The sequence below is a fragment of the Massilia sp. TSP1-1-2 genome (assembly GCF_049896185.1).
Taxonomy (GTDB): domain Bacteria; phylum Pseudomonadota; class Gammaproteobacteria; order Burkholderiales; family Burkholderiaceae_D; genus Telluria_A.
Genome location: NZ_JAFCTU010000003.1, coordinates 190908 through 206111, shown reverse-complemented (window position 1 = coordinate 206111; position 15204 = coordinate 190908). Strand labels below are relative to the sequence as shown.

The 15204-nt window shown below is 63.2% G+C and carries 15 protein-coding genes and 1 tRNA gene; 10 read left to right on the top strand and 6 right to left on the bottom strand.

Features of this window, described 5'->3' with window-relative positions; genetic code table 11:
• Positions 1-37 precede the first annotated feature (37 nt).
• From ACP7BV_RS04125 to ACP7BV_RS04080, 10 genes are all read left to right on the top strand, one after another.
• On the top strand, positions 38-1453 hold the full coding sequence (locus ACP7BV_RS04125; RefSeq protein WP_426101774.1) for an ATP-binding protein: 1416 nt from the start codon (positions 38-40) through the stop codon (positions 1451-1453).
• The gene (gene cpaB, locus ACP7BV_RS04120) at positions 1450-2322 is read left to right on the top strand and encodes a Flp pilus assembly protein CpaB (protein ID WP_426101772.1); all 873 of its coding nucleotides are present in this window, start codon (positions 1450-1452) and stop codon (positions 2320-2322) included. Before ACP7BV_RS04125 ends, cpaB begins: the two co-directional genes overlap by 4 nt.
• A gap of 34 nt (positions 2323-2356) precedes the next feature.
• A complete protein-coding gene (locus ACP7BV_RS04115; protein ID WP_426101770.1) occupies positions 2357-3958 on the top strand; it encodes a type II and III secretion system protein family protein in 1602 nt (533 codons plus the stop codon).
• Positions 3959-3970: 12 nt separating this feature from the next.
• On the top strand, positions 3971-4246 hold the full coding sequence (locus tag ACP7BV_RS04110; protein WP_426101768.1) for a hypothetical protein: 276 nt from the start codon (positions 3971-3973) through the stop codon (positions 4244-4246).
• 196 nt (positions 4247-4442) lie between these two features.
• Entirely contained in the window at positions 4443-5618 is a 1176-nt protein-coding gene (locus ACP7BV_RS04105) for an AAA family ATPase (RefSeq protein ID WP_426101766.1), read from the top strand.
• Positions 5619-5633: 15 nt separating this feature from the next.
• A complete protein-coding gene (locus ACP7BV_RS04100; RefSeq protein ID WP_426101764.1) occupies positions 5634-6980 on the top strand; it encodes a CpaF family protein in 1347 nt (448 codons plus the stop codon).
• A 14-nt stretch (positions 6981-6994) separates the two neighbouring features.
• Entirely contained in the window at positions 6995-7975 is a 981-nt protein-coding gene (locus ACP7BV_RS04095; protein ID WP_426101762.1) for a type II secretion system F family protein, read from the top strand.
• Between the two features lie 10 nt (positions 7976-7985).
• Complete coding sequence (locus tag ACP7BV_RS04090) at positions 7986-8924, top strand: type II secretion system F family protein (RefSeq protein WP_426101760.1); 939 nt, start codon at positions 7986-7988, stop codon at positions 8922-8924.
• A gap of 13 nt (positions 8925-8937) precedes the next feature.
• On the top strand, positions 8938-9984 hold the full coding sequence (locus ACP7BV_RS04085; RefSeq protein ID WP_426101758.1) for a tetratricopeptide repeat protein: 1047 nt from the start codon (positions 8938-8940) through the stop codon (positions 9982-9984).
• A 91-nt stretch (positions 9985-10075) separates the two neighbouring features.
• The gene (locus tag ACP7BV_RS04080; RefSeq protein WP_426101756.1) at positions 10076-10390 is read left to right on the top strand and encodes a BON domain-containing protein; all 315 of its coding nucleotides are present in this window, start codon (positions 10076-10078) and stop codon (positions 10388-10390) included.
• Positions 10391-10450: 60 nt separating this feature from the next.
• On the opposite strand, the gene ACP7BV_RS04075 is transcribed toward ACP7BV_RS04080, so the two are convergent.
• The 6 genes from ACP7BV_RS04075 to ACP7BV_RS04050 all read right to left on the bottom strand — a co-directional run bounded on the left by ACP7BV_RS04075 (position 10451) and on the right by ACP7BV_RS04050 (position 15201).
• Positions 10451-11224 (bottom strand): GIN domain-containing protein, encoded by a 774-nt coding sequence (locus ACP7BV_RS04075; RefSeq protein ID WP_426101754.1) that lies wholly within the window; start codon positions 11222-11224, stop codon positions 10451-10453.
• A gap of 40 nt (positions 11225-11264) precedes the next feature.
• Positions 11265-11468 carry a hypothetical protein gene (locus ACP7BV_RS04070; RefSeq protein WP_426101752.1) on the bottom strand — a complete coding sequence of 68 codons (204 nt, stop codon included), beginning with the start codon at positions 11466-11468 and terminating at the stop codon, positions 11265-11267.
• 148 nt (positions 11469-11616) lie between these two features.
• Positions 11617-13623: a hypothetical protein gene (locus ACP7BV_RS04065; RefSeq protein ID WP_426101750.1), complete on the bottom strand. Its 2007-nt coding sequence runs from the start codon at positions 13621-13623 to the stop codon at positions 11617-11619.
• A 245-nt stretch (positions 13624-13868) separates the two neighbouring features.
• Positions 13869-13944 (bottom strand) — tRNA-Thr (locus ACP7BV_RS04060).
• Positions 13945-13971: 27 nt separating this feature from the next.
• Positions 13972-14463 (bottom strand): ClpXP protease specificity-enhancing factor, encoded by a 492-nt coding sequence (locus ACP7BV_RS04055; protein ID WP_426101748.1) that lies wholly within the window; start codon positions 14461-14463, stop codon positions 13972-13974.
• 126 nt (positions 14464-14589) lie between these two features.
• Positions 14590-15201 carry a glutathione S-transferase N-terminal domain-containing protein gene (locus ACP7BV_RS04050; protein ID WP_054265664.1) on the bottom strand — a complete coding sequence of 204 codons (612 nt, stop codon included), beginning with the start codon at positions 15199-15201 and terminating at the stop codon, positions 14590-14592.
• Between the last annotated feature and the right edge of the window lie 3 nt (positions 15202-15204).

Below are 15204 nucleotides of genomic sequence, written 5' to 3'. Positions count from 1 at the left end.
TATGACCTCCAGAAACAGTGCACGGGAGTAGGAAAAAATGATCGATGCAGAACCGTCAGTCAACAGCAGCGCCGATGTGCAATACGGCACCTCGGCAGCGGATGAGGTCCGCATGCCGGCCCAGCCCAAGACGGTGCGCGAAACGGGCCTTGAGCGCGCGCTGATCGTCGAGCTGGTGGCCAAGTCGATGTTCGCCACCGGCAAAATTCATCTGCCGGTCCTCACCGGAAAACTGCGCCTGTCGATCAATGTGCTGCGCGAAGTGCTCGGCTTCATGCTTGCCGAGCAGCTCGTGGAAGTGGCCTCGCGCGGCGACTCCGACCTGGACGTCAACTATCAGCTGACCGGCAACGGCAAGCAGCGCGCCGCCGACTTTCTGGCGCGCTGCCGCTATGCCGGTCCGGCGCCCGTCACGCTGCAAGCGTACCGCGAACTGGTGCTGCGCCAGTCGAGCCGGCACAGCCCGTCGGGCCGCGTCAGCGCCGCCGACATGGCCGCCGCCTTCGCCGAAGACAGCATCGACCCGGGCGTGCGCGACCTGGTCGGCGCCGCGCTGCAGTCGAGCCGCTCGCTGCTGCTGCACGGCCCGTCCGGCAGCGGCAAGACGCAGCTGGCCCGCACCCTCGGCCAACTGCAGCGCGGCGCGGTGGCGGTGCCGCATGCGATCCTGGTCGACCAGGATATCGTGCTGGTCTACGATCCCTTGCTGCACATGCCACCCAGCGTGCCGGCGCGCCAGGGCGAGGACCGGCGCAGCGTGGACGCGCGCTGGGCCCTGTGCCAGCGGCCCCTGATCCAGGTGGGCGCCGAACTGACGCCCGACATGCTCGATCTGCGCTACGACGAGACGGGCGGCGTCTACCACGCGCCGCCGCATTTCATGGCCAACAACGGCATGCTGCTGATCGACGACCTCGGTCGCCAGCGCATCGCCCCGGCCGATCTGCTCAACCGCTGGAGCGCGCCACTCGACACCGGCGCCGACCACCTGACGCTCATTGGCGGGCACAAGATCGGGGTGCCGTTCGACGTCACGCTGGTGTTCGCCACCAATCTGGCGCCGCAAGCGCTGCTCGACGAAGCCTTGATGCGCCGCGTGGCCTGGAAAATCCCGGTCGGCGCGCTGAGCGAAACCCATTACCGCGCGCTGTTTCGGCGCCAGTGCCGCCTGACCCGGATCGCCTGCGACGACGCCGTGCTCGACTACCTCATTACCTGCCTGCACCCGTCCCACGGACGCGCGCTGCTGGCCAGCTACCCCCGTGAATTGCTCAGCCGTATTGCCGATTTCGCGAGCTTTGCAGGCGCCCAACCGCGCTTGACCTTGCCCGCGCTCGAACAAGCATGGACGAGCATGTTCGCAGGTTGTATCAGCGGCGCCCCGGCGCCTTCCCAGCCGTCCGTCAATTTTCTCGCCGTTTGCGGCGATCCCTTGCTTGAGAGAATCTCATGAAAAACAAGCGTGCTTTTGTAATGTTGGCCGTTGCGATCCTGTTCGGGGTCGCCGCTGTAGCGCTGGCCTGGACTTGGCTGCAAGCCCAGGCCAAAGTCAATTCGAACCGGGTGGTGGTCGCCACCACCGATGTCGGCCGCGGGCAACGGCTTGCGCCAGAAATGCTCAAGCTGGCTGAGCGGCCCGCCAAGGACATTCCAAAGGGAGTCTTTACCGACGCTACGCTGCTCTCCGAGCGCGTGCTCAAGGTCGGCGTGGTGCCCGGCGAAATCATTACCGAAGCCAAGCTCGCGCCGAGCGGCACGCTGGGTGGCATGTCAGCCTTGATCAGCGAAGGCAAGCGCGCCATCACCGTGCGCGTCAACGACGTGATCGGCGTGGCCGGCTTTGCGCTGCCGGGCAATTACGTCGACGTGATTGTGCATACCGAACGCGATCCGGCCCAGGGCGAAACCGCCCAGCGCGGCGCGCTGTCGGTGTCCAAGATCGTGCTCGAGCGGATCCTGGTGCTGGCCGTGGCGCAAGAAGTAAGCCGCGATGAGACCAAGCCCAAAGTGGTCAACGCCGTCACGCTCGAAGTGACGCCCGAGCAGGCCGAGAACCTCGACCTGGCGCGCGGCGTGGGCACGCTGTCGCTGGCGCTGCGCAACCAGGTCGACGCCACCTTGCCGAAAACGGCCGGCGCCACCAAGCACACGCTGCTCGACGAACTGGAGCTCATCGCCGCCACGCAAAAGCCGGCGCCCGCCATCAAGAAAGTGGTGGCGCGCGTCAAGCCGGCCGGCGTTGCCGCGGCGCCCGCGCCGGTCAAGCGGCGTGACTGCGTCAGCGTGCTGAACGGTCTGCAAACGTCGCAAGAATGCTTCTGATTTTTCATGCAATGACTTTTTCGGGATGAGCGCTATGAATACTCGCCACACTCACCATTCGCACCATTCGCACCACGCCAGCTTTGCCACCACGCCCCTGCAGCGCGCAGTCGGCCTGCTGCTCGCTCTTGCCTGCGGCGCCGCCGGCGCCGCTCCAGCCCCCGCCGCCAAGGCGCCGGCCGAGCGCGCCGACGCCGGACCGCGCTGCGTGGGCGAAGCTGCCCGCCCCGGCAAGATGACGCTGATCATGGGCAAGTCGAACTTGATGCGTTTGCCCGAGCCGGTGCGCCACCGCAGCGTGGGCAATGCCGCCGTGGCCCAGGCCATGCTGGTCGCGCCCGACACGCTGTACCTGCTCGGCGTGGACGTCGGCACCACCAATATGATCATCCAGGGCAAGAGCGGCGCGTGCAGCATGGTCGACATCATGGTGATCATGGATCCGGTGGCGATCGAGTCGGCGCTGGCGCTCGCGCTACCCGACGAAAAAGATATCAAGGTCACCAGCGCCAATGAAACCATCGTGCTGACAGGCAGCGTGTCGAGCGCCGACGCGCTGGTGCGCGCCGGCGAACTGGCGAATGCCTTCGTGACCGAGGAATCGCGTTCGCTGGCGCGCAAGGACGATGCCGCCGGCACTGCAGCGCCGGGCGGCGCGGCCACCGACAAGTCGACCAACAAGCCGCGCGTGATCAATATGCTGAGCGTGACGGCGCCGCAGCAGGTCATGCTGGAAGTGAAGATCGCCGAAGTATCCAAGACGCTGCTGGCGCGGCTGGAAGGCGGCGTCACCTGGCGCTTCAATTCGGGCAGCTGGGCCACCACGCTGCTGGCCAACTTCATCACGGGCACCGCCGGCGGCGTGATCGACAACACCAAGGCCAACGGCAACCGCCTGCACGCCGAGGCGCAAAAGCAGGACAGCATGGTGCGCATCCTGGCCGAGCCGAACGTGATGGCCGTCAGCGGCCAGGAAGGCAGCTTCCTGGCGGGCGGGCGCATCTTCATCCCGGTGGCGCAGGAAAACAACCGCGTCACGCTCGAGGAAAAGGAATTTGGCGTGGGCTTGCGTTTCACTCCGACCGTCCTGGCGGGCGGTCGCATCAACTTGCGCGTGGCGCCGGAAGTGTCGGAAGTGTCGCGCGAAGGGATCGGCATTTCCGCCAACGGCATCAGCGGCGGCTCGGTGCTGCCATTGATCACCACGCGCCGCGCCAGCACCACTGTCCAGCTGTACGACGGCCAGAGTTTCGCCATCGGCGGGCTGATCAAGAATAACCTGGTGACCAGCATGAAAGGCTTGCCGGGGCTGGGCGAGGTGCCACTGTTCGGCGCCCTGTTCCGCAGTTCGGACTACCAGAACGACCGCAGCGAACTGGTATTCGTCGTCACGGTCCACCTGGTCAAGCCGCTGCCGCCGAATTACTCGCTGCCCACCGACAAGTCGCCGGCGCCCACGCCCGCCCAATTGCTGATCATGGGCCAGCAAGAGGGCAGCGCCACGGCCGCTGGCGCCCCCGCAGCCGCAGCCGCTGCCGGGCGCAATGCGGGCGCCGCCAATTGGGTTCCGGCCCCGGTGGCCAAGAGCGCTGGCGTGCCGCCGCGCGAAACCGCGCACGGCTTCGAACTCAAATAACTGGAGATTACGATGAACACTCGCCTCACCACCCTGGCCGCGGCGCTGGCCCTGGCCTGCCTGTCGGGTTGCGCCCAGACCAGTCCCAACTTCGATAAAAACTTCGGCACCTCGCTGCGCGCCTCGCTCGCGGCGCAAGTGATCGACCCGGCTGCGGCGCGCTCGCCCAACCCGAACCCCGTGACTGGCCTTGACGGTCGCGCGGCGGCCGCCGCCAACCAGCACTACGAGGCATCTTTCGCCCATCCGGTCGAGCAGCGCTCGATGATTTCGGGGCAGGGAAAATGACAGCCGCGCGTTGTAGCTAACGGCCCTAGCAGGCCAAGCGCGCCTGTTGCCGGGGCGCCCGGCGTCCGCTCATGCGGGCGTTGGGGACCGGCGTTGTCCTCGCGCTTCCAGGCAGCCCCCAATTCGCCACCGTCACAGCGGTATCAGCCTGGCACAGCCGGCCAAGCCTGTGAGCGCCCAACAACGAGGATAGCCAATGAAAGCCCTACTCATCACCCGCGACAACGCACTGCACGCGGAAATCGCGTCGCAAGGCGCGGCGCGCGTGCCGCCGCTCAACCTGGCGGCCACCCGCGCCAATATGCGCGACGCACTGGACCGCCTGACTCCCGACGCGCCGGCACTGGTGATCATCGACGCCAATGACTTCGAGCCAAGCGACGCCGACATGCTCGAGCGCCTCTCCAAGCATTATCCGGATGCCAGCTTCATGCTGCTCACCCGCGAGCACCAGCAAGACCTGTTGATCCGCGCGATGCGCGCCGGCGTGCGCGAAGTGCTGCAGTTGCCGCTGATCCACCGCGCCTTCCACGAAGCGATGGACCGGATTGCCGCCACCGTCGGCGTGACCAGCGTGCGCGACGGCAAAGTGCTGGCCTTCATCTCGTGCAAGGGCGGCAGCGGCGCGACCTTCATCTCGACCAATTTCGGCTACGCGCTGGCCACGCTGGCCGACAAAAAAGTACTGCTGATCGACTTGCACGGCCAGTTCGGCGACGCCACCTTGTATGTGTCGGACCAGCGCCCGGCGATGACGCTGTCGGACGTGTGCAGCCAGATCGCGCGCATCGACGGCCCGTTTCTCGAATCGTGCCTGGTGCACGTGACGCCGGGCTTCGGGATCCTGGCCGCGGCCGACGACCCGGCGCACGCGGTGGAACTGAAACCGGAGCACATGGACGCCATCATGCGCGTGGCGCGCCAGCATTACGACTTCATCGTGCTCGACGTGGGCCGCCAGATCGACGCCATTTCGCTGCGCGCGCTCGACAGCGCCGACCATATCTATCCGGTGCTGCAACTGGGCTTGCCGGACATTCGCGACGGGCGCCGCCTGCTCGACATCTTCCGCTCGCTCGGCTACCCGATTGAAAACTCGCGCCTGATCGTCAATCGCTACGAAAAGGGCGGCAAGCTGCGCCTGCAAGACTTGCAAAGCGCGCTCGGCGCCGAGATCTTGCACACCATTCCGAATGACTACGTGACCGTCACCGATTCGGTGAACCAGGGCGTGCCCGTGCTGCGCCTGTCGCGCACCGCGCCCGTCTCGCGCAGCATGGCCGAGCTGGTCGAAGCGATCACGTCTCACCGCGTGCCGGAAAACAAAGGACTGTTCGACCGCCTGTTCGGGCGCGGCGACGGCGACCATTAAGTACTGGAGAACCTGATGACATTACGCGAACGCTTAAACGCCGCCGACGAAGCGCGGCCCGCCACTCCCGCCACGCTGGAATCGGCCAACCACGCCTACCAGGAACTGAAGAAGAACATGCACCAGATGATCCTCGACCGGATCGACCTGGAGCGCTTGAAGCGCTTGACCACGGAGCAGTTCAAGCACGAACTGGCGCTGCTGATCGCCCGCATCATCGAAGAAGAGCGCATCGTGCTGAACCAGCACGAGCGGCACAACCTGGTGCTCGACATCCAGCACGAGATGCTCGGCTTCGGCCCGCTCGAGCCGCTGTTGATCGATCCGACCGTCTCGGACATCTTGGTCAACACCTTCTCGCGCGTATACGTCGAACGCAAGGGCAAGCTGGAGCTGACCGACATCAGCTTTCATGACAATGCCCACCTGATGAAGATCATCGAAAAAATCGTCTCGCGGGTCGGACGCCGGGTCGACGAATCGAGCCCGATGGTCGACGCCCGCCTGCCCGACGGCTCGCGCGTGAATGCGATCATCCCGCCGCTGGCGGTGGACGGCCCGATCCTGTCGATCCGGCGCTTTTCAGCCACGCCGCTCACGTCCGAAAGCCTGCTCGCCTTTAAAAGCATGACGCCGCCCATGGTGCAGGTGCTGCAGGCGCTGGGCCACTCGAAGGTCAACATCCTGATCTCGGGCGGCACCGGCAGCGGCAAGACCACCTTGCTCAATCTGCTGTCGGGCTACATTCCCGCCAACGAGCGCATCATCACGATCGAGGACGCGGCCGAACTGCAGATGCGCCAGCCGCACGTGGTGCGCCTTGAAACGCGCCCGCCCAACATCGAAGGCAAGGGCGAAGTGCCGCAACGCGCGCTGGTGAGAAATGCGCTGCGCATGCGCCCCGACCGCATCATCCTGGGCGAGGTACGCGGCGCCGAAGCGCTCGACATGCTGCAGGCGATGAATACCGGGCACGAAGGCTCGCTGGCGACGATTCACTCGAACTCCCCGCGCGACGCCCTGGCGCGGCTCGAGAACATGGTCGGCATGGCGGGCCTGAACTTGACTCCGCGCGCCACGCGCCAGCAGATCGCGTCGGCGGTGACGGTGGTGCTGCAGGTGACGCGCCTGACCGATGGCGCGCGCAAGCTGGTGTCGGTGCAGGAAATCACCGGCATGGAGGGCGACATCATCGCCATGCAGGAAATCTTCAAGTTCGAACAGACCGGCGTGGCTCAGGATGGCAAGGTGCTCGGCCAATTTTGCGCCACCGGCGTGCGGCCGCGCTTTGCCGACCGCCTGCGCCTGTTCGGCATGCCCGTGCCCGACAACGCGTTCGACCCCTCCCGCATCTACGAATAAACCGCCAGGAGACAATGATGGACGCAGTGTTCTATGGCTTTTCCGTGCTGCTGTTCGCAGCGGTCATCCTGCTGTTCGAGGGTGCCTATCTGTGGTGGTCCGGCACCCACGGCGGCGGCGCGCGGCGCATAACGCGCCGCTTGCGCCTGATGTCGGGCGGCATCGATGACCCGCGCGAACAGGTGTCCATCCTCAAGCAGCGCCGCTACAGCCGCGGCGAGTGGCTCGATGCCCTCCTGCAGCGCATGCGCCTGGCGCACGCGATCGACCGCGCGCTGCTGCAGTCCGGCCTGCGCTGGTCGGTGGCGCAGTTCATCGGCGCCACGCTCGGCGGGCTGCTGCTGGCACTGGTGGTGCTGCAACTGCGTCCGGCGCCGCTGCTGGCGAAGGTGGTGCTCAGCGTGCTGTTCATGAGCGTGCCATACATCTTGCTGCGGCGCGCCCGCAGCGCGCGCCTGATCAAGATTGAAGAGCAATTGCCGGAAGCTGCCGACTTCCTGGCGCGCGCGATGCGCGCCGGCCACTCGTTTACCAACGTGCTGCAGATGGTCGGCACCGAGTTGCCCGAGCCGCTCTCGGGCGAGTTTCGCGCCGCGCACGAGGAAGTCAATTACGGCGTGCCGATGAATGAAGCGCTGTACAACCTGGCCGACCGGATTCCCCTGACCGATATGCGCTACCTCGTCATCGCCGTGGTCATCCAGCGCGAGTCGGGCGGCAACCTGGCGGAAATTCTCGGCAATATCAGCCATATCATCCGCGAGCGCCTGAAACTGATCGGCAAGGTGCGCGTACTGTCGGCCGAAGGGCGGATGTCGGCCTGGGTGCTGGGCTTGATGCCGTTTTGCATGATGCTGTTCATGATGATCGCCAACCCCAAATATGTCAGCGTGCTGTGGACCGACCCGATGGGCATCAAGATGCTGTGGTGGGGCGCGGCCATGATACTCATCGGCGTGCTCTGGATCCGCCGCCTGATCCACATCCGGGTTTAAGGAGAATGCCATGACCATGTCTACTATCCTGTTTTTGATCGTTATCTTCACGATCGTCGGCGCCGTCGCGCTGCTGGCGATGAAGCTGTTTTCGCCCGGCTACCTGCGCGGCCGGCTCGACGGTGTGCACGGGACGGCCGAGCCGGGCGCGCTCGAGAGCGACGGCTGGGTTGAAAAAGTGGTCAAGGTGGCCCAGCCTTTCAGCCGCCTGTCGCTGCCCGAGGAAGGCTGGGAGCGCTCCGCGCTGCGCACCCGCTTCATGAACGCCGGCTGGCGCAGCCCGGGCGCGGCGACGCTGTATTTCGGCGCCAAGACGGTCCTGGCGCTGGGACTGCCAGGCATCGTGGCGCTGCTCGTGATGCTGTACGCGCCGGGCATGCCGCCGCGCCGCTTCATGGTTCTGCTGCTGTGCACCGCCGCCTTCGGCTATTACATTCCCAACTTCGTGCTTGAACGCGTGGCGCGGCGCCGCGAGCGCGATATTTTCGAAACCATCCCCGACGCGCTCGACCTGCTCACCGTATGCGTCGAAGCCGGTCTGTCGCTCGAGCGCGCGCTGGTCAAGGTGGCCGGCGAAATCCATGTCAAGAGCATGGTGCTGGCGCAGGAACTGCAACTGGTGCTGATGGAAATGCGGGCCGGCTTCACCAAGGAGCGGGCGCTGCGCAATTTCGCGCTGCGCAGCGGCGTGGAAGATGTCGACACGCTCGTCGCGATGCTGATCCAGTCCGAGCGCTTCGGCACCAGCATGGGCACCTCGCTGCGGGTGCACTCGGACAACCTGCGCACCAAGCGGCGCATGATGGCCGAGGAAGCGGCCGCAAAAATCGCCCTGAAACTGCTGTTCCCGCTGATCTTTTTCATCTTCCCGACGCTGCTCATCGTGCTGGTCGGTCCGGCCGGGATCCAGGTCGCACGCACCATGAGCAAGATTGCCGGCACCAACTGAAAAAGGAACCATCATGCAAACGATCCTGAAACGTCTTTCCCTGCTGGTTGCCGGGTCACTGCTGCTGGCGTGCGCCGGCACCACCTTGCGTCTGCCATCGGGCGAGCAAAGCGCGATCGACGCCGAACATGCCTACCTGGTGGGGCGCACCCATCACCTGGAACGGCATCCCGAACAGGCGCTGCGCTACTACCAGGCTGCGCTGCAGGCCGCGCCCATGCATGTGGATGCGCGCAACGGCCTGGCCTCGCTGTACGCCGAACAGGGTGAGCTGGACAAGGCGATCGCGCTGTGGGAGAGCTTGACCGACGCCGCCAGCGGCCCGGAAAGCGCGTACATGGTCAGCAACCTGGGCTACGCCTACTTCCTGCGCGGCGACCTGGCGTCGGCCCAGGCCGCGCTGGAAAAAGCCTGCCTGCTCGACCCGCTCAATTACCGCGCCTGGCACCACCTTGGCAATGTGCTGGGCAAGGCCGGGCAAAGCGAGCGCGCCGAAGCGATGTACCGCCAGGCCGCCGCTTTGCTGGGCCACGACTTCAAGGCTGATTATGCGCTCGCGCCGCGCGCCGGCGTGGCCGCGATCGACGAGGCGCTCAAGGCCGCCCGGGAAAAAGAAAAGGACAACGGCAATTCGGAAGGCTGGGCCCAGACCGAAGTGCGCCAGACCGAAGGCGGCGTGTTCATCTTGCGTCGGGTCGAGGCGGACGGCGCCGTCAAGCTGGCGGCGGCGCCTTCCGCGCGCGCCATGCTCGAAATTCGCAATGGCAATGGCGTGGGCGGCATGGCGCGCAAGCTGGCGCGCACCATGAACGAAGGCAGCACGCGCGTGGTTCGGCTGACCAACCAAAAAGGCTTTGGCGTGCTGCGCTCGCGCATCGAGTATAGCGTGGCGTTCAGAAACACCGCCTTGCGCCTGGCCGAGCGGGTCGGGGCCATGCAGCTGGTGCAGGTGGAGAGCGTGGGCGGCGCCGACATCCGGCTGGTCATCGGGCGCGACATGAAGGAGACCGATGCCCCCGTGCTGGCCACGGCGCGCAAGGCAGCGCCTGAACAGGGTTAACATCGCAAGCCTGTTCGTTTGGCGCAGATCAAATGCGGACTGGCTTCTGACCCGAAAATAGGACGGACCAACCAGATAAGGGGAGTCCATCATGAGGATCGCACACCGTATCAGCACCGTCCTTTCCAGCTTGCTCGTAGTCACGCTGGTCGCTTGCGCGCCGAGCAGCAAACACGCCAGCACCGGCGAATACATCGACGACACCATGATCACGGGCAAGGTCAAGGCCGCCCTGGTGGCCGATCCCGACCTCAAGGCCACGGAAATCAACGTGGAAACCTACAAGGGAACGGTGCAGCTGAGCGGGTTTGTCAGCGCGCCCGAACATATTCCCAAGGCGGTGCAGCTGACGCGCGGCATCGAAGGCGTCAAGAACGTCAAGAACGTCATCGCCGTCAAGCGCTAGCGCCGCGCGCAGCAAAAAGCCGCCTGTTATCGGGCGGCTTTAGTTGTTGGGCGGGTAGATTTATTCCCAGGAAATGCTGCCCATCCCCTTGGCGTCGGCAGTGCGCGTTGCCGGCTTGCCGTACACGGTGGCCGAACCCATGCCGCTCAGCTTGACCTTGGCGCCGTTCTTGGCGTAAACGCTGGCACTGCCCAGGCCCGACATGTCCAGTTCGACCGTGTCGGCCACGAGTTTCTGTGCGTCGAGTCCACCCACGCCGCCCAGGTCGGCGCGCAGCAGCTTGCTGGTGCCGCTGATCTCGATGTGGCCGGCGCCGCGCAGCTTGATATCGACCTGATCGGCATTGCCCGACTTGAGCGTCATGCTTCCCACGCCGCCCAGGCGCGCCGTCAGGTTCTGGTAGGTACTGTCGACGTTGACGGAGCCGGCGCCATCGAGCGACAGCTTCAGTTCTTTGCCGGTAAACCCTCTCACGTCGGTGGCGCCCACGCCGTGCGACACCAGTTCATTCAAGTTTGGCACGGTCAGTTCGGCGCGCACATCGTATTTTTTGTTGTTGCCGATATGCCAGCTGCGGGTGCCTTCGGAATCGATATTGAGCGTGTCGCCGTTTTGGGTGACGATCACTTTCGCAATGTTATCCTTGTCGCCGATCAAGACCAGGGAAGGCGTGGCCCCCTGCGTGATGTGCAGGTTGATGACGCCGCCCAGCTGCACTTTCGCCACGCGCGCATTGATGCCGCGTTTCTGCGCGATGCGCTCGTCAGCCAACGCACTGCCCGCTGTTGCGCACAGTGTTGCCGCCATGACCGCCATGCCGAATAACTTGTTCATCCTGATTCCCCGGTGTTGTGTCGTCAATGTCTGGCGCGAATTAGTTGCCGAGCTGCGCTTTTTCAGCGGCGCTCAAACGCTTGGCGGTGACGGTGATGACCATCATCTCGGGCACGGTGCCGACCTTGACGACTTCAACGGGCGCCGGCTTGTGGGCAGATGAGGACGCGGTCGCCAGGCCCGTCATCGAGACGACGGCGACGGCTGCGACGAAGATCAATTCCATGTTTTTTGCGATGTTCATTGTGAGTTCCTCTGTGTATTAGTTCGTTTGCTTGAGTGAACTATAAACAGGGGCCACCCCGTGAGCGAGCGCATTGCGACGGAATGCGCATATGGCGGAATAGAATGCGCATGCGGGAGATGACGGCGCCGGCGCGGCAAGAGCTGACTCAGAAGCGGAATACCTGATACTTGTCGCAAGTAAAGGCTGCCTGCTGGCTGGCAACCGAACGCCAGAGCACGCTGGCGCCGGGTCGCGTCACCCACCACGCGATGCCGATCTGCTTGCCCAGGGCCGATGCCTGATCCCAGGTCGCAGCGGAGCGGATATCGGCAATTGCTTGCAGTCGTTTGGCCATCGGCGGGCGCATCCCGCCATACTTGATCACATAGGGCTTGCGAGCGCTCAAGGCTGTCAGGATGAGCTTGGGGTCATTGCCTGCGTCCTGGACGATATCGCTGGCCAAGCTGTGGGCCTTGATAAAATCAGCCGATCGCATCAGGCAGTCAGAAAAGGCGGGGTGCGCGACATTCCAAATTGGCATGGTCTGTATCCGGCTACCGAAGTCGCCTGGGATGACCAGCGTGACAACGAGCACGACCCAGCCCCAGCGAGCGGCACTGGACTTGCCCGGCGGCGCGTCGCCAAAGCGCAGGCGATACGCGCCTGATGTCGCCCAGAGCACCAGCACGAAGTAAGCCCAGACGAATGGCCTGTGCAGCAGTTCCTCCGGCATGCCCACATGACGGTCGTCCAGGGCGAGCCCGGTGGCCATGACCAGAAAGGTTCCGGCGACCAGGATCGGGAAAAGCCACACGACGGGTTCGAACTCCCGACGCAAGCGCTTGAGCAGGAATCCATATGCAACAGGAAAGAAGCCGAACGTAATGACGAGCAGCATGAGTGCGAACATGATGCCGTGCCCACTGGTCACAGGAAGACTATCGGAGAAGAGCGTTTTTACCAGACCCGGACGCTGCATGTTGAGGATCGACTGAGAAAATGTCGAGAGGCTGGACCCGTCAAGCCGAATCACTGGTACGCTCGCCAATTGCTGCGAGATATTGACGACGGCTATAAAGACCGTGGTGAACAGTGCCGCGATAGCACAGCGCTGCCACAGGAACAATCCCGCGAAAAACAATGCCGGAAAAAGCAAAACCAGCAAGGCAATGGCGACGAATATTTGCGCTTTGAAGACCAAGGTGACAAGTAAAAACGTATAGCTGGCGAAAATAAGCCCTATTCTTCGGCTACGGCATGCTTCCATCATCAACAGGAACGACAGTGCCGCACTAGCCACGCCATAGCCGCTTGCCGGTGCTACCTGTTGCAACCAGTGATAACTCATGAATGGGTTGCCAAAACCTTGTTGCGCGGCATCGGGCAAGATGAGAACTGCGAGCGCTCCAACCCCTGCGCCCCAGTTGCCGAACACTGGGGCGGCAAGCGCATACGCAGCGAAAAAAGTCAGCAATATACTGACCGGAACCAGGAAACTTGCGTAGGCAACCCACGCCGAGCTATCAGCGGCACTGACCATCAGTGCGGGGACTACATAACTTGCGAAATGATAAGGGTGAGCAACAACCCCCGCCATGCGCACGTCATAAATTGTCGACGCGCCGGTCGATCCCGCGAAAGCGGTGATTTGACTCAGATGGTAGAAAACGTCCTGCCAGGCCGGGACGATGGTGACAGAATGAGCGCTACTGATGGGACTGAACAAATCCCTGCACCACAGGGTTGTCGCCAGCAGGGCAAGGGCGATAAACGTTGATTCTGCCGCACTGCCACCGGACAACGCCTTCGTCCAGCGACCTCGACGGACGAAAATCCAGATAGCGATGGCAGCAATTGCAATGATCGCCGCGTCAGTGAGCAAACCGAAGCGAAGTACAAGCGCCAATACATAGAGCAGTACGATTCCCGTTAGGACACCGCTGAGCAATCTGAACGACAAGTTGTCAAAGGTCTCCTTGTCGTTGAGCATCACCTTGAGCAGTATGTCCCCCAACAAAAAAGCGACGATCACTGCGGTCAGCAAACCAATGGCAACTGCCAGGTTTGCTGATCTGGCGGTGAAAACATGCCATCCCATCAAAGAGACGTACACGTATAGCAATCCCAGCCATTTCCCCCGCAGGTGTACAGAGAACTTTCCCAGTGAATTCATTTTTCGTTTAGTCAGGTCGAGATGCTGGTTGCTCTGGTGTCGCGCCGAGCATGGCCGGGCCCGTTCCTGGCGTCTGGGTCGGTATAGCACGCACAATCGTGTGAGTGGTAGCGCCGGGTGGTGCCGCAACCAGTGTACACGGCAGCAATGGACGCCAGTGTGCATTGAACACCAGGCAAGGCGACGCAGTCAAAAAAAATGCCTCAGGTGAAGTTCACCTGAGGCATTGCTTGCGCGCTAATTTTTGGTGCCGACTGCCGGTTTCGAACTGGCCACCTGATGATTACAAATCAACTGCTCTACCAAATGAGCTAAGTCGGCGAAACTTTTACACGCCCGGATTATACGCTATTTGATACGCGTCAGTGTCGGTCGGCCGGACTTTTTCGGCGGTTCGTTGTTGTCGTCTGGCGCGCTCGAGAGCTTGGCTGGAACGCTTTCCGGCACGCTGCTGGGTACCGATGCCAGCGAGGGCGCCGTACTTAACGGGCTGTCGGCAGGCGCGGCGGCAGCCGCCTCGGCGGCGCTGCCCGAGACTTCAAACGCCATGCCCTGGCCGTTTTCATTGGCGTAGATCGCGAGCACATTGTGCACTGGCACGTAAATCTCGCGTGAAACGCCCCCAAAGCGGGCATGAAAGGCAACCGCGTCATTGTCCATCTTCAAGCCCGAGGTGGCGCCAAAGCTGATGTTGAGCACGATTTCGCCCTTCTTGACGTATTCCATGGGAACGGTGGTGCCGGCGTCGACCTTGACGGCCAGGTAGGGCGTAAAGCCGCTGTCGGTGCACCATTCGTAGATGGCGCGCAGCATGTAGGGCTTGGTTGAGATATCAGGCATGTTCTTTGAGTAGTTGAAACGCGTTGCACGCCAGTTTACTGCGATTTGCACGGTGACGTGCCAACTGGCGTGCAACGGAACTGCGGGACCTGCAGGAACTAAGGCAAGCTGCGGAGAGCGTTGCGCTTAACGGCGCATGACCTTTTCCGATGGCGTCAACGCTTCGATGTAGGCAGGGCGCGAGAAAATGCGCTCGGCGTACTTCATCAGCGGCGCAGCCGTCTTCGACAGTTCGATGCCATAGTGATCCAGACGCCACAGCAATGGCGCGACCGCAACGTCCAGCATGGAAAACTCGTCGCCCAGCATGTACTTGTTCTTGAGGAACAGCGGCGCAAGCGTGGTCAGGCGGTCGCGGATTTCGGCGCGGGCCTTGTCGTGGCTTTTGTCGTTGGCCTTGGCGCGCTCGGACTCGAGAACGTGCACATGGACGAACAGTTCTTTTTCGAAATTGAACAGCATCAGGCGGGCACGCGCGCGCATCAGCGGGTCGGCCGGCATCAGTTGCGGATGCGGGAAGCGCTCATCGATGTATTCGTTGATGATGTTCGATTCGTACAGAATCAGTTCGCGCTCGACCAGGATCGGCACCTGGCCGTACGGGTTCATCGTCGAAATGTCTTCTGGCTTGTTGAACAGATCCACATCGCGCACTTCGAAGTCCATGCCTTTTTCAAACAGGACCAGGCGGCAGCGTTGGGAAAACGGGCACGTTGTGCCGGAGTAGAGAACCATCATTGT